General features: G+C 63.9%; 23 protein-coding genes and 2 pseudogenes. 18 read left to right on the plus strand and 7 right to left on the minus strand.

Annotated features, from left to right (window positions below; translation table 11 throughout):
• Positions 1-161: 161 nt before the first annotated feature.
• The gene (locus tag NFC73_RS00005) at positions 162-704 is read left to right on the plus strand and encodes a hypothetical protein (RefSeq protein WP_254746521.1); all 543 of its coding nucleotides are present in this window, start codon (positions 162-164) and stop codon (positions 702-704) included.
• A gap of 9 nt (positions 705-713) precedes the next feature.
• Here the strand turns inward: NFC73_RS00005 and NFC73_RS00010 are convergent, their stop codons facing one another.
• On the minus strand, positions 714-1,178 hold the full coding sequence (locus tag NFC73_RS00010; RefSeq protein ID WP_056345240.1) for an Lrp/AsnC family transcriptional regulator: 465 nt from the start codon (positions 1,176-1,178) through the stop codon (positions 714-716).
• A gap of 159 nt (positions 1,179-1,337) precedes the next feature.
• Between NFC73_RS00010 and pdhA the strand changes: the two genes are divergently transcribed.
• Genes pdhA through NFC73_RS00025 form a run of 3 tightly spaced genes read left to right on the plus strand, consistent with a single transcriptional unit; the run spans position 1,338 to position 5,118 of the window.
• Complete coding sequence (pdhA, locus tag NFC73_RS00015; protein WP_254746524.1) at positions 1,338-2,555, plus strand: pyruvate dehydrogenase (acetyl-transferring) E1 component subunit alpha; 1,218 nt, start codon at positions 1,338-1,340, stop codon at positions 2,553-2,555.
• On the plus strand, positions 2,552-3,664 hold the full coding sequence (locus NFC73_RS00020; protein WP_254746527.1) for an alpha-ketoacid dehydrogenase subunit beta: 1,113 nt from the start codon (positions 2,552-2,554) through the stop codon (positions 3,662-3,664). Before pdhA ends, NFC73_RS00020 begins: the two co-directional genes overlap by 4 nt.
• 2 nt (positions 3,665-3,666) lie before the next feature.
• On the plus strand, positions 3,667-5,118 hold the full coding sequence (locus NFC73_RS00025; protein ID WP_254746530.1) for a dihydrolipoamide acetyltransferase family protein: 1,452 nt from the start codon (positions 3,667-3,669) through the stop codon (positions 5,116-5,118).
• 12 nt (positions 5,119-5,130) lie between these two features.
• Here NFC73_RS00025 and NFC73_RS00030 read toward each other — a convergent pair whose 3' ends face one another.
• The 3 genes from NFC73_RS00030 to NFC73_RS00040 all read right to left on the minus strand — a co-directional run bounded on the left by NFC73_RS00030 (position 5,131) and on the right by NFC73_RS00040 (position 7,383).
• Positions 5,131-6,711, minus strand: a complete 1,581-nt coding sequence (locus NFC73_RS00030) for a tetratricopeptide repeat protein (protein WP_254746533.1) — start codon at positions 6,709-6,711, stop codon at positions 5,131-5,133.
• 64 nt (positions 6,712-6,775) lie between these two features.
• The gene (locus NFC73_RS00035) at positions 6,776-7,078 is read right to left on the minus strand and encodes a hypothetical protein (RefSeq protein WP_254746535.1); all 303 of its coding nucleotides are present in this window, start codon (positions 7,076-7,078) and stop codon (positions 6,776-6,778) included.
• Complete coding sequence (locus NFC73_RS00040; RefSeq protein WP_254746537.1) at positions 7,075-7,383, minus strand: hypothetical protein; 309 nt, start codon at positions 7,381-7,383, stop codon at positions 7,075-7,077. Before NFC73_RS00040 ends, NFC73_RS00035 begins: the two co-directional genes overlap by 4 nt.
• Before the next feature lie 151 nt (positions 7,384-7,534).
• On the opposite strand from NFC73_RS00040, the pseudogene NFC73_RS00045 reads away from it, so the two are divergent.
• The 3 genes and pseudogenes from NFC73_RS00045 to NFC73_RS00055 all read left to right on the plus strand — a co-directional run.
• Positions 7,535-7,975: pseudogene (locus tag NFC73_RS00045) on the plus strand (2-oxo acid dehydrogenase subunit E2); the annotation flags it as partial.
• A gap of 163 nt (positions 7,976-8,138) precedes the next feature.
• On the plus strand, positions 8,139-8,612 hold the full coding sequence (locus tag NFC73_RS00050; RefSeq protein WP_254746539.1) for a sensor histidine kinase: 474 nt from the start codon (positions 8,139-8,141) through the stop codon (positions 8,610-8,612).
• A 159-nt stretch (positions 8,613-8,771) separates the two neighbouring features.
• Entirely contained in the window at positions 8,772-9,242 is a 471-nt protein-coding gene (locus tag NFC73_RS00055) for a M23 family metallopeptidase (protein ID WP_254746541.1), read from the plus strand.
• A 49-nt stretch (positions 9,243-9,291) separates the two neighbouring features.
• Here NFC73_RS00055 and NFC73_RS00060 read toward each other — a convergent pair whose 3' ends face one another.
• On the minus strand, positions 9,292-9,723 hold the full coding sequence (locus NFC73_RS00060) for a hypothetical protein (protein ID WP_254746543.1): 432 nt from the start codon (positions 9,721-9,723) through the stop codon (positions 9,292-9,294).
• Between the two features lie 134 nt (positions 9,724-9,857).
• Here NFC73_RS00060 and NFC73_RS00065 point away from each other — a divergent pair, with 134 nt between their 5' ends.
• The 5 genes and pseudogenes from NFC73_RS00065 to NFC73_RS00085 all read left to right on the plus strand — a co-directional run.
• Positions 9,858-10,049 carry an ATP-binding protein gene (locus tag NFC73_RS00065; protein ID WP_254746545.1) on the plus strand — a complete coding sequence of 64 codons (192 nt, stop codon included), beginning with the start codon at positions 9,858-9,860 and terminating at the stop codon, positions 10,047-10,049.
• Positions 10,050-10,332: 283 nt separating this feature from the next.
• On the plus strand, positions 10,333-11,307 hold the full coding sequence (locus NFC73_RS00070; RefSeq protein ID WP_254746547.1) for an EAL domain-containing protein: 975 nt from the start codon (positions 10,333-10,335) through the stop codon (positions 11,305-11,307).
• A gap of 83 nt (positions 11,308-11,390) precedes the next feature.
• Positions 11,391-13,865 carry a sensor domain-containing protein gene (locus NFC73_RS00075; RefSeq protein ID WP_254746549.1) on the plus strand — a complete coding sequence of 825 codons (2,475 nt, stop codon included), beginning with the start codon at positions 11,391-11,393 and terminating at the stop codon, positions 13,863-13,865.
• 42 nt (positions 13,866-13,907) lie between these two features.
• The gene (locus tag NFC73_RS00080; RefSeq protein ID WP_254746551.1) at positions 13,908-14,276 is read left to right on the plus strand and encodes a DUF7793 family protein; all 369 of its coding nucleotides are present in this window, start codon (positions 13,908-13,910) and stop codon (positions 14,274-14,276) included.
• 406 nt (positions 14,277-14,682) lie between these two features.
• Positions 14,683-15,480: pseudogene (locus NFC73_RS00085) on the plus strand (dihydrolipoamide acetyltransferase family protein); the annotation flags it as partial.
• A 131-nt stretch (positions 15,481-15,611) separates the two neighbouring features.
• Here the strand turns inward: NFC73_RS00085 and NFC73_RS00090 are convergent.
• Both NFC73_RS00090 and NFC73_RS00095 read right to left on the minus strand, forming a co-directional pair.
• Positions 15,612-16,037, minus strand: coding sequence for a DUF302 domain-containing protein (locus tag NFC73_RS00090; RefSeq protein ID WP_254746554.1), 426 nt, complete (start codon positions 16,035-16,037; stop codon positions 15,612-15,614).
• A 108-nt stretch (positions 16,038-16,145) separates the two neighbouring features.
• The gene (locus tag NFC73_RS00095; RefSeq protein ID WP_141141385.1) at positions 16,146-16,403 is read right to left on the minus strand and encodes a metal-sensitive transcriptional regulator; all 258 of its coding nucleotides are present in this window, start codon (positions 16,401-16,403) and stop codon (positions 16,146-16,148) included.
• A gap of 121 nt (positions 16,404-16,524) precedes the next feature.
• Here NFC73_RS00095 and NFC73_RS00100 point away from each other — a divergent pair, with 121 nt between their 5' ends.
• The 6 genes from NFC73_RS00100 to NFC73_RS00125 all read left to right on the plus strand — a co-directional run bounded on the left by NFC73_RS00100 (position 16,525) and on the right by NFC73_RS00125 (position 20,541).
• Positions 16,525-17,142 (plus strand): rhodanese-like domain-containing protein, encoded by a 618-nt coding sequence (locus NFC73_RS00100; protein WP_254746557.1) that lies wholly within the window; start codon positions 16,525-16,527, stop codon positions 17,140-17,142.
• Positions 17,139-17,897 carry a sulfite exporter TauE/SafE family protein gene (locus NFC73_RS00105; RefSeq protein ID WP_254746560.1) on the plus strand — a complete coding sequence of 253 codons (759 nt, stop codon included), beginning with the start codon at positions 17,139-17,141 and terminating at the stop codon, positions 17,895-17,897. The genes NFC73_RS00100 and NFC73_RS00105 overlap by 4 nt, the downstream gene beginning before the upstream one ends.
• A 35-nt stretch (positions 17,898-17,932) precedes the next feature.
• A complete protein-coding gene (locus NFC73_RS00110) occupies positions 17,933-18,274 on the plus strand; it encodes a rhodanese-like domain-containing protein (RefSeq protein ID WP_254746563.1) in 342 nt (113 codons plus the stop codon).
• 33 nt (positions 18,275-18,307) lie between these two features.
• The gene (locus NFC73_RS00115) at positions 18,308-18,604 is read left to right on the plus strand and encodes a rhodanese-like domain-containing protein (protein ID WP_254746566.1); all 297 of its coding nucleotides are present in this window, start codon (positions 18,308-18,310) and stop codon (positions 18,602-18,604) included.
• A 57-nt stretch (positions 18,605-18,661) separates the two neighbouring features.
• Entirely contained in the window at positions 18,662-19,024 is a 363-nt protein-coding gene (locus tag NFC73_RS00120; RefSeq protein WP_254746569.1) for a thioredoxin family protein, read from the plus strand.
• Between the two features lie 110 nt (positions 19,025-19,134).
• Positions 19,135-20,541 carry an MBL fold metallo-hydrolase gene (locus NFC73_RS00125; protein ID WP_254746571.1) on the plus strand — a complete coding sequence of 469 codons (1,407 nt, stop codon included), beginning with the start codon at positions 19,135-19,137 and terminating at the stop codon, positions 20,539-20,541.
• Positions 20,542-20,570 lie beyond the last annotated feature (29 nt).

The following is a 20,570-nucleotide window of genomic DNA, read 5'->3' on the forward strand; positions in this document are numbered from 1 at the left end:
GTGGGAGGAGCTTTTCAGGTGGCTCTCAACCACGCCAATCGTGGCTCTGAACGACACGATCCGTGATCTGGCCAGGTGGCTCTGAAGCGCACGGCACGTGGCTCCCTTGGAAGCCAGTATTCATGTGAGTACCGGCGCTGATGTTCGCTGCGGTGGGGGTTGTGTTCATATCCCTGTTCATTCGAAGCCGCGAGAACTGGTGGGCGGCAATCCCCGGCTCGGTTTTCCTGGGCGTGGCCGCCGTCATCACCGTCACTCAACTCACGGCTGGCAGTGCGGGCGGAGCCTACCTGTTCCTGTTCATGGCAGCCGGATTCGCCGCGGTTTACCTGCGCGAACCGGCCAACTGGTGGGCCCTCATCCCATGCGGGGTGATGTTCACGCTGGCCGTCATCGTGGCCCTCCCGCAGGCGCTCCAAGGCACGCCCGTCGCCGCCGTCCTGTTCCTGGGCCTGGCGGCCACGTTCGGCGTGCTGTCCCTTGTCCCGGTCCGAACTTCCGAGAACACCGGCCGGATGAAGTGGCCCTTGATTCCTGCTGCCGTTCTCGGCGGACTGGGAGTGATCTTCGCTCTCCAGGCTATGGCGCTGCTCATCCCCTTGGAATACGCCGTCTCGGCCGTCACGATCCTGGCGGGGATCGCCTTGCTGGTCTACGCCTACCACTCCTACCGCCACGGACAGGACAAGGCGCACGGCCTCTAATCGCGCGCCCTAACGCGTATCAACATCCTCAAACACCAGGAACGTCTGCGTGTCCTGGACGCCCGGCATGGCCTGCAGCTGATCGAAAATCACCCGCCGCAGGTCGGTGTTGTCGATGGCGCGCACCAGCAGGATCACGTCAAAATCGCCGCCCACGAGGGCGATGTGGTGGACCTCCGGGATGGCGCGCAGCTGCTCGCGAAGCTCACGCCATGAATGCTGGCTCACCTTCAGCGTCACGTAGGCGGAGGACTTCAGCCCCGCCTTGATGGGGTCCACCAGAGCCGTGAATTTGGTCAGCACGCCTTCGCCGGTCAGCCTGGCGATGCGGGTGTACGCGTGGGCCCGGGAGATGTGGACGTTCTCGGCCACCTGCGTCACGGACATCCTCCCGTCCCGGGTGAGTTCGGCGATGATCCGGCGGTCGACGTCGTCCAGCGGCACCTCCCCGGAATCTCCTTCAAGTCGTGCCAATTCGTCCACCGCTCCCGCTCGTTGCCCAGATCACATTTCAATTCGTCTTCCAGAGTAGGTCCATCCGGCGGAACCTTCCACGATTTGGCGAACTACTGGATACGAAACTTCCCCGAGGGCCATACTGGAACCGACTAGTGGCTACAGAAGGACGGACCAATGACGATCTCCGCGGACCACCCTGCGCCGGACCAGGCCCAGCGTTTGCCGGCTGAAGATGCAGTATCCGAAGCGGTGCGCAAGTTCGGCATCACGGTGGAGGACTACATGCTGCCCGCCCGGCACCAGATCCAGATGGTGGACCCGGAGGGACGGCTCAAAGCGGAAAGTGAGCAGGGCACAGAACCCGGCCACGAGTACCCCCTGCCCTCCGATGAGGAACTGCTGGCCGCCTACGAGCAGCTCGTCGTCGGACGCCGTGTCAACGACCAGAACTCGGCGCTCGTCCGCCAGGGCCGGATGGCCGTGTACCCGTCCAGCCACGGCCAGGAAGCCTGCCAGGTGGCAGCAGCACTCTGCCTTTCCGACGGCGACTGGCTGTTCCCCACCTACCGGGATGCCGTGGCGGTCATGGCCCGGGGAGTTGATCCGGTGGAGACCATGACCATCTTCCGCGGTGACTGGCACAGCGGCTACGATCCCTCCAAGCACAAGGTGGGCATCCAGTGCACGCCGCTCACCACCCAGCTGCTCCATGGCGTGGGTGTTGCGCACGCGGCCAAGCTCCGCGGCGAGGACACCGTGGTGCTGGCCATGTGCGGGGACGGCGCCACCAGCGAAGGCGACTTCCATGAGGCCCTGAACTTCGCCGCCGTCTTCCACCTGCCGGTGGTCTTCTTCGTCCAGAACAACAAGTACGCCATCTCGGTGCCGCTGGCGCACCAGTCCGTGGCGCCGTCGCTCGCCCACAAGGCCGTGGGCTACGGCATGGCCGGCGAACGGGTGGACGGCAACGACGTGGTGGCCCTCCTCGCCGTCCTGGACCGGGCCGTGAAACTCGCCCGCGAAGGCTCCGGGCCGCTCCTGGTGGAGGCACACACGTACCGGATGCAGGCCCACACCAACGCCGACGACGCCACCCGCTACCGGCAGGACAGCGAGGTGGCCGAGTGGCAGGCCAAGGATCCGATCAGCCGGATGAAGACGTACCTCACCGGGCGCGGACTGCTGGACGACGACGGCGCCGCGCGGATCGCTGCTCACGCTGAGGACGTTGCCACCCAGCTCCGGGACGGCCTGGGCGAGGACGTCCCGGTGGACCCCCAGGAACTCTTCCGGCACGTGTTCTCCGTGCCCACACCGCAGCTGAAGGAACAGTCGGCCATGCTCGCCGACGAACTTGCCCGCGAAGCGTCATCTGAGGAGTCCGCGAAATGAGTCCCACCATCACCACCTCGTCCGAGGCGAACGGCAACGTCAGCGCGGCAACTGCCCGGGCTGCGGCGTCCGCCGCTTCTGTGGCTGAAGCTTCCGGGCCCCAGCCGGTCACCATGGCCAAGGCCCTCAACACGGCTTTGGCGGATGCCATGCACGCTGATCCGTCCGTCCTGGTCTTCGGCGAGGACGTGGGTCTCCTCGGCGGGGTTTTCCGCATCACCGACGGCCTCACCAAGACCTTCGGGGAGCAGCGCTGCTTCGATACGCCGCTGGCCGAGTCCGGCATTGTGGGCATGGCCGTGGGAATGGCCATGAACGGGATGCGGCCGGTGGTGGAGATGCAGTTCGACGCGTTTGCGTATCCGGCGTTCCAGCAGATCGTCAGCCACGTGGCCAAGATGCACAACCGCACCAAGGGCGCCGTGAAGCTGCCCATGGTGATCCGCATTCCCTACGCCGGCGGCATCGGGGGAGTGGAGCACCACTGCGACTCCTCCGAGTCCTACTACGCCCACACCGCGGGCCTGAAGGTGTTCACGCCCGCCACCGTGGCCGACTCGTACCGGATGCTCCGCGAAGCCATCGACTCGGACGACCCCGTCATGTTTATGGAACCGAAGAAGCTCTACTGGTCCAAGGACCAAGTGGACCTTGAGGATCTCCGGGCACAGCACGTCGCCAACGCGGCAGCCGGGACATCCTCGGAAGGCCGGGCCGCCGTCGCCCGTCCCGGCACCGACGCCACGCTCATCGCCTACGGACCGTCCGTGCCCACGGCGCTGGCGGCTGCCGCAGCTGCTGCGGAGGAGGGGCGCTCGCTGGAAGTCATCGACGTCCGCTCCATCGTGCCCTTCGACGACGAGACTGTCTGTGCTTCCGTCCGGAAGACCGGCCGGGCCGTGGTTATCGCGGAAGCGCACGGGTTTGCCTCCGTGTCCTCCGAGATCGTGGCGCGGGTCCAGGAACGCTGCTTCCACTACCTCGCCGCCCCCATCCGCCGCGTGACCGGATTTGACGTCCCGTACCCCGCACCGAAGCTCGAGCACTACTACCTGCCCGGCGTGGACCGCATCCTCGACGCCGTAGACGACCTCCAGTGGGAGAACTGACCATGAGTGAACCGAAAGTATTCCTGCTGCCCGATCTCGGCGAAGGCCTGACCGAAGCCGAACTGGTCAACTGGCTCGTGTCCGTGGGCGATGAGATCCGCGTGGACCAGCCCATCGCCGAAGTGGAGACGGCCAAGTCCATGGTGGAAGTCCCGTCCCCGTACGCCGGCACTGTGACGGTGCTCCACGGCGAGCCCGGCCAGACGCTGGACGTGGGCAAGCCGCTGATTTCGGTGCTTCCGGTGGGCTCGGTGGTTGAGCCCGCCTCGGTGGTGGAGCCTGCCTCAGTGGTTGAGCCTGTCGAAACCAAGCCTGCGGAGACCGGCGCTGCTGAGACCTACCGCGAGGAGGAGAAGGCCGGGTCCGGAAACGTGCTGATCGGCTACGGGACCCCCGGCGGCAGTGGCGCTGCCCGGCGGACCCGGGCCCCGCGGACAGTTGCTTCGGTGATTGAGCCTGTCGAAATCCCGGATGTGGACATCTCGCTCCTCCGCACGCGCGTCCCGGGCAAGCTCGGCGCCGTCATTTCACCGCTCGTCCGGCGCATGGCACGGGAACACGGCGTGGACCTGGGCAACATTCACGGGTCCGGGGACAGCGGGCTGATCATGCGCCGGGATGTTGAGGCTGTCATCCATCCGGCGGTTGAGGCGAGCCCGGAGGCTTCGGTTTCGGCAGGCTCCACCACCGAACGCCCGGTGGTTGAGCCCGTCGAAACCCAGGGGGCTGTCGATTCCCGCACAGGTCTGGGCATTTCCTCCCGGACGCCTGTCAAGGGTGTCCGGAAGGCCGTTGCCGCGAACATGTCCCGCAGCCGTGCGGAGATCCCCGAGGCCACCGTCTGGGTGGACGTTGATGCCACGGCGCTGGTGGAACTCCGTGCAGGCCTCAAGAAGTCTGATCCGCACAATACGCCGGGGCTGCTCGGGTTCATCGCACGTTTTGTCACGGCCGGGTTAAAACGATTCCCGGACCTGAACACCCGCATCGAAACGGCAGCCAACGGCGCCCAGGAGATCGTTGGCTTCGCCGGAATCAACCTGGGCTTCGCGGCCCAGACGGACCGCGGACTGATGGTCCCCTCGATCCGCAACGCGGACAAACTCAGTGCCCGCGAACTGGACGCGGAGATCCGCCGGCTCACCGCCGTCGTCCGCGAGGGCAAGGCGACACCGGAGCAGCTGGGCAGCGGTACTTTCACGCTGAACAACTACGGCGTTTTCGGGGTGGACGGATCCGCAGCCATCATCAACCACCCCGAGGTGGCAATCCTCGGAGTGGGCCGGATCATCGACAAGCCGTGGGTGGTGGCGGGGGACCTCGCGGTCCGCAAGGTCACCGAACTGACGCTCACGTTCGATCACCGCGTGTGCGACGGCAGCACAGCGGCCGGATTCCTGCGGTTCGTTGCCGACGCGATTGAGAACCCGGCGTCGGTGCTGGCTGACATCTGACCTTCCGCGGGTCTAGTTTTCCACCTCACCCATTTCTGCCTCATGTATGCCGCGATCGCAAAGGCGTCTCTGGATATGAGTGACCAAATTTTCTAAATAAAACTGGACGTCTTGTACGAGGTCGGGCGCTCCGGCCTTCCGCGGTGCAGTGTGATTCCATAGCCACGCGGAAGACGGCCACTGCGGAGGCCCTGGAATTTCGCTGGCCAAGACGAGGGAGTCGTCGTCTCGCCCAATGAGGTGGAGGGCCAGCACCTGATTGACGATTCGAATCTGTGTTCCGTCTCGGCTGAACATCGCGGACTTTCCAAAGGAATGCAATGCAGCCGCGGGGTCAAATGCGATTTGGCAGAAGCCTAAGTTATTCCAGACGACGGCATCCGTGGGCCGCAGTTCGGTGACACCTGTGAAGATTTTCGCAGCTCCTTGAGGGTCACCGCATTGTAGGAGTTCGATGGCGCGGTCTACGAAATGATTCGGATCGAAACCTTGGCTGGGAGTCTCGGCGCTGCTGGAGGAGAGTCGTTGCAGCACCGCATTCGAGATGATGGCGGGTTGAATGACTCGTTCCCCAAGGATCCGCCGCGGAAAGCCGCGGGTCTCGTCTCGTGCCTGCCAATCCCATTCGTGAACAAGCGAAGATTCAGACCAGCCATCAAGAGATGTCTGCGTTAGCCGTGTCCAGAGCCAGTTCCCTGGGTCATCTGAATATTGTGAGGGGTCTAATCCCAGAAACAGATGTTGGTCTGGAACCGATGCTCGGAATACTCGACGATGATCATCGGTGAAAAGGCGACCAAACCACTGGCTAAGCCGAAAAACGAAGTCGGGACTGAAGGCTACGCGCAACAAATCATCCGATGCGATGGCAGTGGACAAGCCTTTATCGCTATCGAGATCGGCAAGCCACGTAGGAAGAACTAGCCTGTGGCCACCTGCGTTGCCAGATCTCGGCCGATGTGTATCCGACAGTAACGGTGCTATTTTTCCATGAATAGACGCGAGGAACTCAGCCCATGGATCCGACTCCAAAAGCTCATTCCCAATCCCGGAGCCGATGAGGCCCAACGCCGTCAACCGGCTGAACGTGGCTCGGGAGACAGCTGCTCTCGCCAACTGCAAACTCAGTCCGGCGGCGGCGCATCTCGGTGTCGGGAAGTCGCGGCGATCTAATTCTGCCCAAATGGCAAGCGGAACGCTTGATTGATCGGTGTGTGTTTCATTGAGGACAATGTTGATGCTGTGGTGGCGCAATGCGAGCAACAACGCAGTGGTTGTCTGCTCAGCGACGGGAAGATCTCTCCCCGCAATGTAAAGTCGAGTTGCATCGAATTCTTCAGCCCCAGCAGCCGCAGATCGCGGGATTTCACGTCCGGTGAGGACAAGGCCACCCAACTGGTGCGTTGCCACCTTCCGTGACGTATCACCGAGAGACTCTGCAATTCCGCGGCACTGCTCGTCGCACGTAGGACCGGTGTCGGTCTCCTCGTAGAAGGGGCAAGTCGGTGTCAGCTTTGGGCGGGTACAGGCATCACCAAAAGCGACGGCAGCGTTGAGAAGAAAGTCCTGACCACGAGCATCGTACTGCTCCATCCGTACCCCTAAATTCCGGTACGTCCGAAGTTACACGACGGTGCAGCATTCAAGAAGCATCGGCTCAGGGATGGGGAGTAATCGTCACAACGGTGATCACGCGGGTTCCCGGGCCGTAATGCCAGAAAATACGCCATGCAGAAGGAGTGTTGTTTTCCACATATGAGTCCCAAACCTCTTCGCCGTTGGTGCCGGCCATGGATGAATACTTGTGTGAATTCAGTCCTGGATGGGACGGATTAGTCTGGAGCCGGCCAAGTGCCCTGCGGACCTTCTTCAGCTTCTTTTCCGCGTGGCCATCACCAGTCAATGCTTCCATCTGCTCAGCCGCTACCCGTGTAAAGCGCAGGTCGAACGGTTCGGTCACTCGTCGTCCTGATCGTCTGCGTACTGGCTGAAGTCGCCCAGGCTCGTGGTCTCGCCGGCAGCGGACTGGAGGAGGCCGAGGCTCACGGCCTCGCGGATTTGAGCGTTCTCCCAGATCAACAGTTCCCGTTTCGGGATGGAGACGAGCGGAGTTAAGAGGATTTCGCCGTCGTCGTTTACGGCAACGGCGTAGCGATCGTCCCTGCGCACCCCGGCCTTGCCGACGGCGATCCTTGAGCGTTCGTCGGCGCTGACTTCCCCGACCGGCACAAATTTGGCAGCGCTGTCCACGGTTTCCTCCCACATGGTTCCTGCATGAATTCTTTGATGATCATACGCCCTGCGTGGGGATTTGCCCATATTCCCATTTGTTACATCGCTTCCTTATCCCTTGCAGCCAGGACGAAGTTTGGTCCTTCCGACGCCTGGACAATGTGAAAGCGCTCAAATCCCGGCGGAGATCGTTGGCTTTGCCGGCATCAACCTGGGCTTCGCGGCCCAGACGGACCGGGGGCTGATGGTCCCCTCGATCCGCAACGCGGACAAACTCAGTGCCCGCGAACTGGACGCGGAGATCCGCCGGCTCACCGCCGTCGTCCGCGAGGGCAAGGCGACACCGGAGCAGCTGGGCAGCGGTACTTTCACGCTGAACAACTACGGCGTTTTCGGGGTGGACGGTTCCGCAGCCATCATCAACCACCCCGAGGTGGCGATCCTGGGTGTCGGGCGCATCATTGACAAGCCGTGGGTGGTGAACGGGGAACTCGCGGTCCGCAAGGTCACCGAACTGACGCTCACGTTCGATCACCGCGTGTGCGACGGCGGCACAGCAGCCGGGTTCCTGCGGTTCGTGGCAAATGCCATTGAGAAGCCGGGATCGGTGCTAGCTGATATGTAGTTTGAGCGACCTTGCCCAAACCTGCTGGAAACCTTTTGCGGAGGTGGGGCTAACTGCCGGAATCCTTGAGCGTGGACGCGCACTCTTGGATCAAGGGCATGCAGTTGCAACCAGACCAAGCATGCGAACAGGCAACAAAGCATGTGAGGGAGCAGGGAACGTCATGAGCCAAGCAGCAGTACTGGAGGCAGGCACCACCGGAAGTGTCATCGCCGAGGATGTCGCCCCGGACTTCCACACCTGGGGGCTTGCCGGCTGCATCTACAGGCTGACAGAGCCGCTACGCCAAGAGGGTGCCGGGGTGCGGCTGGAAACCCCCCACCACGGCATCGAAGTCCCGGCAACTTCCGCGGCGCTGCTCTACCGTGCTGGGCAGGAAATACTCACCAACACTTTCAGGCACTCCCGGGCAACCGAGGTCACCGTCCGGCTCGAGGCCGTCTACCACGGCATCCGGCTGACCATCACGGACAACGGCATCGGCTTCAACCCTGAGCACCAGGGCCTGGCCTCGAGGGACCACGGGTACGGGGTGTGCCTGATGACCATGGCCGTGCACGAGGCAGGCGGCACCATCACCACTGATTCCGCTCCCGGCAGGGGAACCCGGGTGTCCATCACCCTTCCCCTGGACTGACCACGCTCCATGATCCCGGCCGCCGGACCGACGACGGCCCCGGCCCAACAGATTGCATCCAAGCGCGGCCTTGATGGGGAGAATCCATTGGGGAAACATCTGGCCCAGACTTGTGTCCCGCGCAGGTTTCGGCACCGCCGCCTGGCTATCCGGTTGTCCATGGGCTCAGGCACAGCGGTCCTTGCTGTCGGCTTTGCGCCACTGGAACTGGTGCCCAGCTCGCCCTACGGGCTCCGGACCAATCCGATGACAGGAGAGGAAGGGGAGTTTCACTGGGGCGTGGACTTCTCCGCATCCTGCGGAACGCGCGTCCACTCGGCGGATGCCGGCGTCGTGCGGGAAGTGGGATGGCACCAGTGGGGCGGAGGCAACCGGGTGGAAGTTGACCACGGCAACGGCCTCATCACCAGCTACGACCACCTCGAGGGCATCGCCGTCAGGAAGGGCCAGCCGGTGCAGGCCGGCGAAGTCATCGCCAACGTGGGGACCACCGGTGCGTCAACAGGGGCTGTGTCAGGAACCGGACCCGGAACCGACGGCCGTGCCATCCGCCGCCGGCTCTGCCGCACCGCCTGCGCCCTGACGAGGTTCCTCGGCGGCGCGCGGTCGACGGCACTGGTCACGAGCTGACCGCGAGAGCGGCTCGCTTGACCGAGGGCTGACCGAACAGCTGCTCTCTTTACGTTCGCAGAATTCCGGCGACTTCGCGGGCGCGCCCCAAGGCCTGCAACGAGACATTTGCGAGACTGGTTCGCCCCATTGTCCGGTACAAGTCGTGAGCCCACTCAAATTCGGCCGCTGCTTCCTGATAGCGCGCCTCGTCGAAGAGCCGACGGCCGATCTGATGGCGAACGAGTGCTTCCCGTGCCCGTGTGTGTGCCAGGCGGAGGGCCTCTTCCTGCAGTCTTGCCGCTTCATGCCATCGGTACTGGCGCTGATAGGCCTGTGCGAGCACGAGGAGGGGGCGGAACCGGCCTGATGCCGATGCAAGTAACGCGTGGCCTTCTTGGATGGACTCCTCCGTCCGTCCAAGAAGGGACAAGATCCATACCCGTTCCAGTGCCGGACAGTCCTCCAGCCGGCCTTGCATCACTTCGGCGTCCAGCACCACATCACGGAGTGTTGCGGGGTCTGTGGTCCAAACGTCGTCCTCACTTTTCACCAGCTGTGCCGTCCCTCCTGTATCCTCGCCGCCAGAACGACTCTACTGCCCCGACGCCACCGGGCGGCTGATGCACCCCTACAGTGCTTGACCAATCTTGCCGGAAACCAACTTCCGCGGCGCTGCTCTCCCGTGCCGGGCAGGAAATACTCACCAATACTTTCAGGCACTCCCGGGCATCCGAGGTCACGGTCCGGCTCGAGGCCGTCGACCACGGCATCCGGCTGACCATCACTACAAAGGCATCGGCTTCAACGGGTACGGGGTGTGCCTGATGACCATGGCCGAAAGTTGGGTGTGAATAGCAGGGGGATTCAACAAAAAGTCGTTGTAGTCTTCTGTCAGGCTGATGCTGCTGCGCTTCAACGCCGGAGCGGTGCAGGTGAGGTCTGGTGCCGGGCTCAGCCGGCACACGCAGCCATAAAGGAATAGCCGATGCCCAAGGACGAGTCCACTGGTCCAGCAGCCACCGGCGCAAGGCAGTCAGCGGGTCCGGGGGGACCTATCCTACCGCCACAGGCGGCGGAGACTGCCACTCTGCGCGGTCAGGTGCTGGCGTTGATCAATGACGTTCTGACCGACCCTGATCCTGAAGGGGAATGGGCGAGATCGCAGTTGCGGAACCACCTTGCGTCCCACCCGGATGAACCGGAACGGGCACTGCTGGAGCATCTGATGGGAACACGGGAACTGAGCGGTCCGAAGCATCGGCTCGCTGCCCCCGCCGGGCCGGTGGTCACGGAGCGACTTTCGGCTCCGGTCCTTCAGCCGGGTGCCCAGGCCGGAGGCATCCGCAAGAGAATCCAATCAGTACTCGGCAACAGGCTGTTGCTGACGGCGCTCCAGCCGGTATACGAATTGCCCGGCGGACGCATCACCGGGTTTGAAGCGCTGACACGCTTCGTCAGCAGCGACGGAAAGGACGCGGATACCTGGTTCCGGGAAGCCGAGGCCGTCGGCCTCGGCCCCGAGCTGGAGATAGCGGCGCTCGAATGCGCCATGTCCGCCGCGCAGGGGATCCCCCCTCATCTGTTCGTCGCGTTCAACCTCAGCCCTGCATCACTTGCGGACATCCGGGTGCAAGGCATGTTGGAGAACTGCGGCCTGGCGATGGACAAGATCATTATTGAACTCATCGGCCGGGCAAGTGATGAAATCTGGAGCTCGCTCATCCAGGCGCTGGTCCCCTTCCGGAAGTGTGGCCTGCGGGTAGCTGTGGATGGCTCCGGTAAGGGCTTCACCCCTGCTGAGCAGGTTCTCAGCCTCCGGCCTGACATCATCAAACTTGACCGTACCGTCATCGACGGCATCCTTCTGGGAACCGAACGGGATGAGCCTGCCGTGATCGGCCTCGCCAACGAGGTTGGGGCGGTGCTGGCGGCCGAAGGAATTGAAACCGAGACGGAGCTTGCTGCGGTCATTGAACTGGGAATGACCGCGGGCCAGGGCTTTCTGCTCGGCAGGCCCTCGGTGGATCCGCTGGAGTGGTCCGCATGGGTCGTGCAGGCCGAGGCGGCCCCGGCCGAGCCATAGGCAGCTATGCCCCGGGACGTCTACACTTCACCCACACGTGCTGGGCACTGCGGTACCGTTTCGGACAGACCTCGGGGGGATCAATGGCGGGAGAGCATCACGATGACCTTCTGACACAGTCGTTACTGCTGGATGAGATCGGCCAGTCGGTGATCGGCATGGACCGCAACTGGCGGGTCACCTACTGGAACCGTGCATCGGAGCGTCTGTACGGTTTCGGTGCGTCCGAGGTGCTGGGGCTGACGCCTGTTGATCTGGGAATCGTCGGCAGTCTCCCCGCGACGGGTCCGGGTCCGACCGGTCAGGAGATAGTCGACAGAATAGCGCAGGACCAGGACTGGTCCGGGGAGCTGTGGATGCGGCACCGGACCGGGCGGGAGTTCCCGGTCCACGGTACGGTCAGCCCGATCAGGGGCAGGCACACTGTGCCCGTGAGCATCGTTGCCATTTCCAAGGACATCACTGACCGGAAGCACACAGAGGCCATCCTGCGCCGGTTCTCGGCCATGGTGGAGTCCTCCGGGGACGCAATCATCGGGGCTGACCTGACCGGGAAGATTACCAGCTGGAATGCAGGTGCAGCCAGGATGTTCGGCTGGACCTCAGCCGAAGCCGTGGGGCAGACCCACCGCCTGCTCACCACCCGGGATGCCGCGGACTTTAGTGACCAGGTCGCTGCGCGCATCAGCAGTGGGACATTCGTCACAGGAGTGGAGGCCCGGTGGAAACACAAGAACGGGTCCTTGATTGACGTTGAACTGACAGTTTCCCCCGTTTATGGCCAAGAGGGCGAGCGGCTCGGGGCTTCCGCCATCGCCAGGGACATTACGGAGATCAAGCGGTTGAAGTCAGAAGCCGCGGCGGAGCGGCGCCGGCTACTTGCCGCACAGGAGATGGCGCATGTGGGAAGCGTCGAGTACACGGTGACTACCGGGGAGATCTGGCATTCGGAGGAATTTGCCCGGATCCTGGGCATGGGCCCGGGCGAGTCCTCATCGCGGGAGTGGATGCTGGAACGTACCCATCCGGAGGACCGTGAGCCTGTCCGCCAGGTCTGGAGGAGCTTGGAGGCCGGCCAGGGAACCGCGGATTTCGAATACCGGTTCATCAGGGCCGACGGCGGAGAACGTTGGCTGCATTCACGGATCCGGAGCATCAACGGCCCCGACGGGAAACCCCATCGGTTCCTTGACACGGTATTGGACATCACGGACCGCAAGAACGCTGAACAGATCCTGGAATGGCAGGCCCGTCACGATGCCCTGACCGGGCTACCGAACAGGTACCTGATCACCGAGGTACTTCAGGGTTTCCTTGACCGGGGCGCCCGGCCGGTAGTGATGTTCGTCGATATCGACCGGTTCAAACTGATCAATGACGGCATCGGCCATGGAGGAGGGGACAAGATTTTGAGGCTCCTGGGGGACCGCCTGCTGAAGGCGGTCCGGGCCGGGGACACCGTTGCCCGGTTCGGCGGCGATGAATTCATCATCGTTTGCGAGAACATGCTGATGCGCGCCGCCAAGCTGCTGGCTGAACGGGTCAGAGACTGCGTCAGGGCCCCGTTCGAGGTCGATGGCCGGCAGGTTTTTCTTAACGTCAGTGTAGGTATTTCGCTGGCCGGCCCGGACGGCACTGCCGAGTCCATGCTGGGCGGGGCGGACACGGCAATGTACCGGGCGAAATCAACCGGTGGCGACGCGTCGGTCATTTACGACGCGCGGATGACCCGGCAGGCCAGCGGGCGGCTGGATCTGGAGTCCGATTTGCGGGTGGCCCTGGACCGGGGAGAACTGTGCCTGGACTACCAGCCGGTAATGGACCTCGATGCCGACGCGCCCATCGGCTTTGAGGCCTTACTGCGGTGGAACCACCGGGAACATGGCCTGATAATGCCGGACACGTTCATCCCCATCGCCGAAGAGACAGGCCTGATCCTCCCCATCGGCGCATGGGTTCTCCGGGAGACCCTGCGCCAGGTGCAGCAGTGGCGCACGGAGGTGCCTGGTGCCGGCGGCCTCACCGCAGCGGTGAACATTTCCGGGCGCCAGCTCGTCGCGAAGGATTTCCCCGACGTCGTGGAAGCCGCAATTCTCGCCGCCGGCATCGACCCGGCCGCTGTGCATCTGGAAATAACCGAAACAGTGCTCATGGGCGAACCGGACCTGCCCAAGGAGAGCCTGCAGCGTCTGCGCCGACTGGGTTTGGGGATCTCGATCGACGACTTCGGCACCGGCTACTCATCCCTGAGCTACCTCAAATGGCTCTCAGCCCGGACCTTGAAAATTGACCGCACGTTCATCTGGGAACTTGGCATCGATTCTCACGGGGGAACAGTGATCGAACTCGTCGTGGGCATGGCCAAAAGCCTGAAAATGGACGTCATCGCAGAAGGTGTCGAAACCAGCGGACAGCTCACCGAACTCCGCCGTCTGGGCATTACCTTGGCCCAGGGCTTCTTATGGAGCGAGCCGTTGACCTCGGAACAGGTTCCGGCTTGGCTCAACACGCAGACCGCACTTTCGCGCACGCAGGAATTCACACCGCGGGAGGCTTAGGCGTATGCCGCCGGTGGTCAGGGAATCGCTTCGGGGAGGCGTGTGAAGAACCAGACAGTAGAAGGGGAGCGGGCTGCCGTGGATCTGCGCGGCGGCGTCGTTCATCTGCGCTGGACCCATGGAGCCGTGGTGACAGAGGCGGACGTCCGTGACGTGATGGCCAAGGTCAGCATCCTGTGTTCCGGACGCCGCCGCCCCCTGCTGGTCGACATGCACTGGATGGAGGGTTTGGGTTCCAAGGCGCGGGATGCCTTCGCCGGTCGCTGGCCGCTGACCCGCGTTGCCGTCGTCGGGACTTCCCCCGTGGACAATGTCATTCTCGTTTTTTACCTGGCCAGGCACCGGCCTGACTGCCCAACCAGATTTTTTACCTCGACTGCCGACGCCATGGCATGGCTGAAGACAGCGTAGCCGGGCATGCTTTCCTAGTGTCCGTCATTGCGAAGATTTAGCGCCGTGTTTGGTCGGCGTGCCGTCCAGGTCCGAGGGTCCCGTATCAGTGGAAGCCCCTCGCCCAGGGAGGTCTGCGTTCAGGCCGCCAGACGCCGGCAGCCCGACTCCGGCCAATCGCCGGCCGGAGAACACGGAACGAAACGCTCCGACGCACGGACATCCTGTCCTTCATCGGAGGCCACCTTCTCCTCTGCGTCCTGTGTGTCCAGGTTGCGTCCACCCTGGCTATCGCCGCCGCGATGCATCCCGGCGGAACGCCCGTCTGGATGGAAGCGTCGGGTAAATCCCGCCGTCGCCCGGACGGAACCCGTCTTGGTTCAGAAGGCATCCGGACGGTCTGGCCTGGCAGCATCCGGCTGATGCCGAACGCCCAGTGGTTGAGCCAGTCGAAACCCGAGGATCTCGACAGACTCGATCAGCAGAGGCCGTTCCCGGAACGGACGGGCGGACAGGTCTGGGCATTTCCGCCCGGACACCTGTCAAGGGTGTCCGCAAGGCCGTGGCCGCCAACATGTCCCGCAGCCGTGCGGAGATCCCCGAGGCCACCGTCTGGGTGGACGTTGATGCCACGGCGCTGGTGGAACTCCGGGCAGGCCTCAAGAAGTCTGATGCGCACAATACGCCGGGGCTGCTCGGGTTCATCGCACGTTTTGTCACGGCCGGGTTAAAACGATTCCCGGACCTGAACACCCGCATCGAAACGGCAGCCAACGGCGCCCAGGAGATCGTTGGCTTCGCCGGAATCAACCTGGGCTTCGCGGCCCAGACGGACCGCGGACTGATGGTCCCCTCGATCCGCAACGCGGACAAACTCAGTGCCCGCGAACTGGACGCGGAGATCCGCCGGCTCACCGCCGTCGTCCGCGAGGGCAAGGCGACACCGGAGCAGCTGGGCAGCGGTACTTTCACGCTGAACAACTACGGCGTTTTCGGGGTGGACGGATCCGCAGCCATCATCAACCACCCCGAGGTGGCAATCCTGGGCGTCGGCCGGATCATCGACAAGCCGTGGGTGGTGAACGGGGAACTCGCGGTCCGCAAGGTCACCGAACTGACGCTCACGTTCGATCACCGCGTGTGCGACGGCGGCGCAGCGGCCGGGTTCCTGCGGTTCGTGGCCGACGCGATTGAGAACCCGACGTCGGTGCTGGCTGACATCTAGGTGGCACTGGGCGACTCGGGAATTTGCCTCGACGCGAAGTTACGAAGGCCAGCGCCCCATCACCTGGCTTATCTGGACAGGCTCAACCCGGGCACAGCCTTCTCTGCATTTTGCAAGTGCCTACACTTTGGTCAGTTGGAGATGTCCTTTGCATCGCTGAGCCCGGCGAGGGCTTTGCGAAGTCGGGCATCGGCTTCGTCCGCGACCTCCCGGACGGCCGGGCTGTCGCTGAGCTGGACCATGGTTTGTGGGTCGATGGCGTCGATGGTGGTTTCGTGCGCGTTCTTGCCTCGTCTGACAACGACATTGCATGGAAGCAGCGCACCGAGTTCCGGCTCGGCTGCGAGGGCGCGGCTCGCCAGGGTGGGGTTGCAGGCGCCGAGGATTACATAGTCGCCGATGGCGTCGGCGGCGGCGGTGCCGAGTTTGGCTTCAAACGTGGAGCGGACGTCGATTTCCGTCAGTATGCCAAAGCCTTGTTCACCGAGCGCCTCGCGGGTGCGCTGGACAGCATCCTCCCAGGACAGCGGGACGGTAACAGTGTGGGTATAGCTCATGAGCCTGCTCCTCATATGTCGTTACAGATACGGCCGGTTCGGGGTGGGGGCCGAGCCGGGGCAGTTTGGGGGAACCTGCCCCGGCACGGGGTCTGAGGTCCCTGCTTTTCAGGCGAGGGAGAGGAAGAGCTTTTCGAGTTCTTTTTTGTCCATGGTGGTGTCTTCACGGACGATGCACTGCTCAAGGCCGCTGGCGATGATGGCGAACCCGGCCCTGTCCAGGGCCTTCGAGACGGCAGCCAACTGCGTGACGATGTCCTTGCAGTCCCTGCCCTCCTCCAGCATGCGCGTGACAGCTGCGAGCTGGCCCTGGGCGCGCTTGAGGCGGTTGACCACCGGGGTCAGTTCGGTCGGATCGAGTTGCATGAAGTCTCCAAAAGAGTGGGCGTCTTGCCACCAACTATATACCCCATGGGGTGTTTTGCATACCCCCATGGGTATCTGTAATACTGGGTGGGGTATCCACCAACCCCTTCGAGAGGCCCCCATGACTTCCCTTTCTCCATCCATCGCCATTACCGCCCTGGCGCCGGAGTCCTTGCGCAGCTGGATCTCCGATCATCAGGACCTTGTGGTTATCGACGTGCGCTCTGCCGCTGAGTTCGAGTCGATGCACATCCGCGGCTCCTACAACGTTCCACTGCCGCTGCTGTCCGAACACACCGATGAGCTGGCCGACCGCCTGGGCAGCCGGGTCGTCCTGGTCTGTCAGTCCGGCGCCCGTGCCGAGCAGGCGCGTCAGCACCTGGCCGGTTCCGGCATCGATACGGCCTACGTCCTGACCGGCGGAGTCCCCGGCTTCGCAGCAAGTGGTGGCGACGTGGTCAAGGGCAAGGACCGTTGGGACCTGGAGCGGCAGGTCCGCCTCGCCGCCGGGTCCCTGGTGGTTCTGGGCCTGGCCGGCGGCAAATTCGTTTCGCCGAGGATCCGGATGCTTGCCGGCATCATCGGCGCAGGCCTGACCTTCTCCGCGGCCACCAACACCTGTGCCATGGGCCAGGCCATCTCGGCGATGCCATGGAACAAGGCCGCCAAGGAACCCACCCGCGAAAGTGCCATCCTGCAGCTCCCGGTGGCCGAAGCCAAGCAGGCTGCGGCAGCATGATCGCCGCCCTGTCGCTGGGGCTCTTTGTCGGGATTGTCCTCGGTGTAGTCGGTGGCGGCGGCTCGATCATCGCCGTCCCGGCTCTGGTCTACGGTGTGGGCATGAGCCCGGCGGAGGCTATCCCCACCTCCCTTCTGGTGGTGGGGATCTCCTCCCTTGCCGCGCTGATTCCGCGGCTGCGCGAGGGCATCAACTGGCCTGTGGTCCTGATTGTCGGTGCCGCGGGCATCCCCGCCGCGTGGGGCGGGGCTGCTGTAGGCCGGCTTCTGGATCCAAACATCCTGATGCTCGTCTTCGCTGTCATCATGGTGATCGCGGGGGGCCGGATGCTCTTGCGGACCACGGAAACGGAGGGTTCGTGCAGCACGGGGCCCAACCGCGCCTTCCGCTCCTGCGCCCCCAAGGCGGTTGGGGTCGGGGCCCTCGTAGGGTTCCTCACGGGGTTGCTCGGTGTGGGTGGGGGTTTCCTGCTCACCCCGGCTCTCACGCTGTTCCTGGGCCTGCGCATGAAGCAGGCCGTTGGTTCATCCCTGGCCATCATTGTGATCAATTCGGCGGCGGGCTTCGGCGCCCACGCCGCGGGATTTACCCTCGACTGGCCTAGCGTCCTGTCCTTCGCGATCCCGGCGATCCTCGGATCCCTCGTTGCTGCCCGCCTCGCCCGCCACCTGAGCGACAAGCACATCCGCATCTCGTTCGCCGTGCTCATTTTTGCCGTCGCAGCCTGGGTCACTGCGGGCACCGTTACCGCCTGAAATCCACCCCTCGTTCCGAAACAAAGGAGAACACCATGGGCCTCATCAGCTCCCTGAAGAAGGCATTCAGCAAGCCCTACAAAACCATCACGGTCGCTGAGGCGAAGGAACTCCTGGCCTCCGGTGCCGCCTTGATCGACGTTCGCACCGTCCAGGAATGGCGCTCCGGACGGGCCCCGCAGGCCAGCCATGTCCCGCTGGACAGGCTCCGGACCAGCACCACCGGAATCCAGAAGACCCGGCCCGTCATCGCCATGTGCCAGTCCGGGATCCGATCCGCTTCAGCCGCCCGCCTGCTTGCTGAAAAGGGCTATGAGGCGTATTCCCTGCGCGGCGGTATGGGCGCCTGGCTCCAGGCCGGCGAACCCGTCCGCTAAGGACAACAGCCCAACTATCCGAAGGAGAAACCGATGACTGAAATCACCGTCAACGAAGCCGACCAGCGCCGATCCACTGACCGGATCCTCGATGTCCGCGAGGACTTTGAAGTCGCCGAAGGCATGATCCCGGGAGCACTGCACATCCCCATGGGGCAGCTGCAGGCACGACTGTCCGAGATGGACCCCAGAGTCCCCGTCATCGCTGTCTGCCGCAGCGGCAACCGGTCCGCCCGCGTCGCAGACGCACTCAACGGTGCCGGCTTCACCGCCGACACCATGGCCGGCGGCATGATCGCCTGGACCCGCGCAGGCCTCCCCACCACCTGACCACCGGTCAGGACCATGCACCCGATTTAGAGGACACCCGAAGGACACGAACTCGTCATGGCAACCATCGACATCACTGAACAGAACTTCGCCGAAACCCTTGAGAACAACGAGATCGTCTTCGTTGATTTCTGGGCAGCCTGGTGTGGCCCCTGCCGCGTGTTCGCACCCACTTACGGCGCCGCCGCCGAACGGCACGCGGACATCACCTTCGCCAAGGTCGACACCGAAGCCGAACAGGCCCTCGCCGCCGCGGCCGGCATCACCTCCATCCCCACCCTGATGGCTTTCAAGGACAAAACCCTGGTCTTCTCCCAGCCCGGAGCGCTCAACGCCACCGGACTCGAAGAAGTCATTCTGGGCGTAAAGAACCTGGACATGGACAAGCTCCGCGCCGACTCAGCGCAGCACCACCCCTAACATCCCCAACAAAAGACAGCTGCTACACCCAGCATGGCGGCATACCCCCAGGGGTATTAGAATTGATGCAGGAACAGACACGAAACTTCCCCTCATGAAGGAGAGAACCAATGCTTATCGAGCGCATTTACGATGAAGACCTCGCCCAGGCCAGCTACCTGATCGGCTGCCAGGCCAACGGAACCGCAGTGGTGGTTGACGGCCGCCGGGACATCGCGGTCTACCAGGATCTGGCGAAGAAGAACGGCATGAAGATCGTGGCGGTCACCGAAACCCACATCCACGCCGACTACCTCTCCGGCACCCGCGAACTCGCCGCCGCCACGGGCGCGAAAATCTACGTCTCCGGTGAAGGCGGTCCGGACTGGCAATACGAATTCGACGGCGAACGCCTTTACGACGGTGACACCATCACCATTGGCAACATCAGCATCCAGGCCCTCCACACCCCCGGGCACACCCCCGAGCACCTGTCGTTCCTGGTGACCGACGGCGCATTCAGCGACCAGCCCGGCTACCTGCTCTCCGGCGACTTCGTCTTCTCCGGTGACCTGGGCCGTCCGGACCTGCTCGACGAGGCAGCCGGCGGCATCGACACCCGCTTCGAGGGCGCCAAGCAGCTGTTCGCCAGCCTGCGGGACAAGTTCCTGACCCTGCCTGACTACGTACAGGTCCACCCTGCCCACGGCGCGGGCAGCGCCTGCGGCAAGGCCCTCGGCGCCATCCCCTCCTCTACCGTCGGCTACGAGCGCCTCTACGCCTGGTGGGGCCCGTACCTGGCCGCCAACGAGGAACAGGGCTTCATCGATGAACTCCTCGACGGCCAGCCCGACGCGCACGCCTACTTCGGCCGCATGAAGCGCGAAAACCGTGAAGGCCCGGCCATCATGGGCGAACGCGCCCCGCTTCAGGAACTGGACCCGGCCGACGTCGCGAAGGACCTCGCCGAGGACACCGTCACCTTCATCGACACCCGCCCCCACGCCGAAGTCCACGAAGGCACGGTCACTCGCTCACTGAACGTTCCCGCCGGCAAGTCCGTGGCCAGCTACGGCTCCTGGGTGGTCAACCCGGAAACCGACAAGAACCCTCTGGTGCTCTTGGCTTCCGACCAGGAAACCGCGCAGGACATGTGGGACCACCTCGTCCGGGTCGGCATCGACAACGTCGCCGGCTACGTCACCACCCTTGAAGGACTCCCCACGTTCACCCCGAAGCTGATCCAATCCGCCGCCCTCGCCGGCTTCGATGCGGCCATGGTGCTGGACGTCCGCAACCGCACCGAGCACACCGCCGGGAACATCCCCGGCTCCCACCAGCTCAGCGGCGGCCGCGTCATGTGGCACCTCGATGAGCTGCCCACCGAAGGCACCATCGTGACCTACTGCCAGTCCGGGGTCCGGAACTCCGTGGCTGCCAGCGCCCTGCGCCGCGCCGGGTACGACGTCGTCGAGCTCGACGGCAGCTACGCCGCCTGGGACGCCTGGCAGAACTCTGGCCAGTCAGCCAGGGCATAGAACCACCGGCACCAGCGCGTCCCGGCGAC

It is taken from the genome of Pseudarthrobacter humi (genome assembly GCF_024294965.1).
Lineage (GTDB): Bacteria > Actinomycetota > Actinomycetes > Actinomycetales > Micrococcaceae > Arthrobacter > Arthrobacter humi.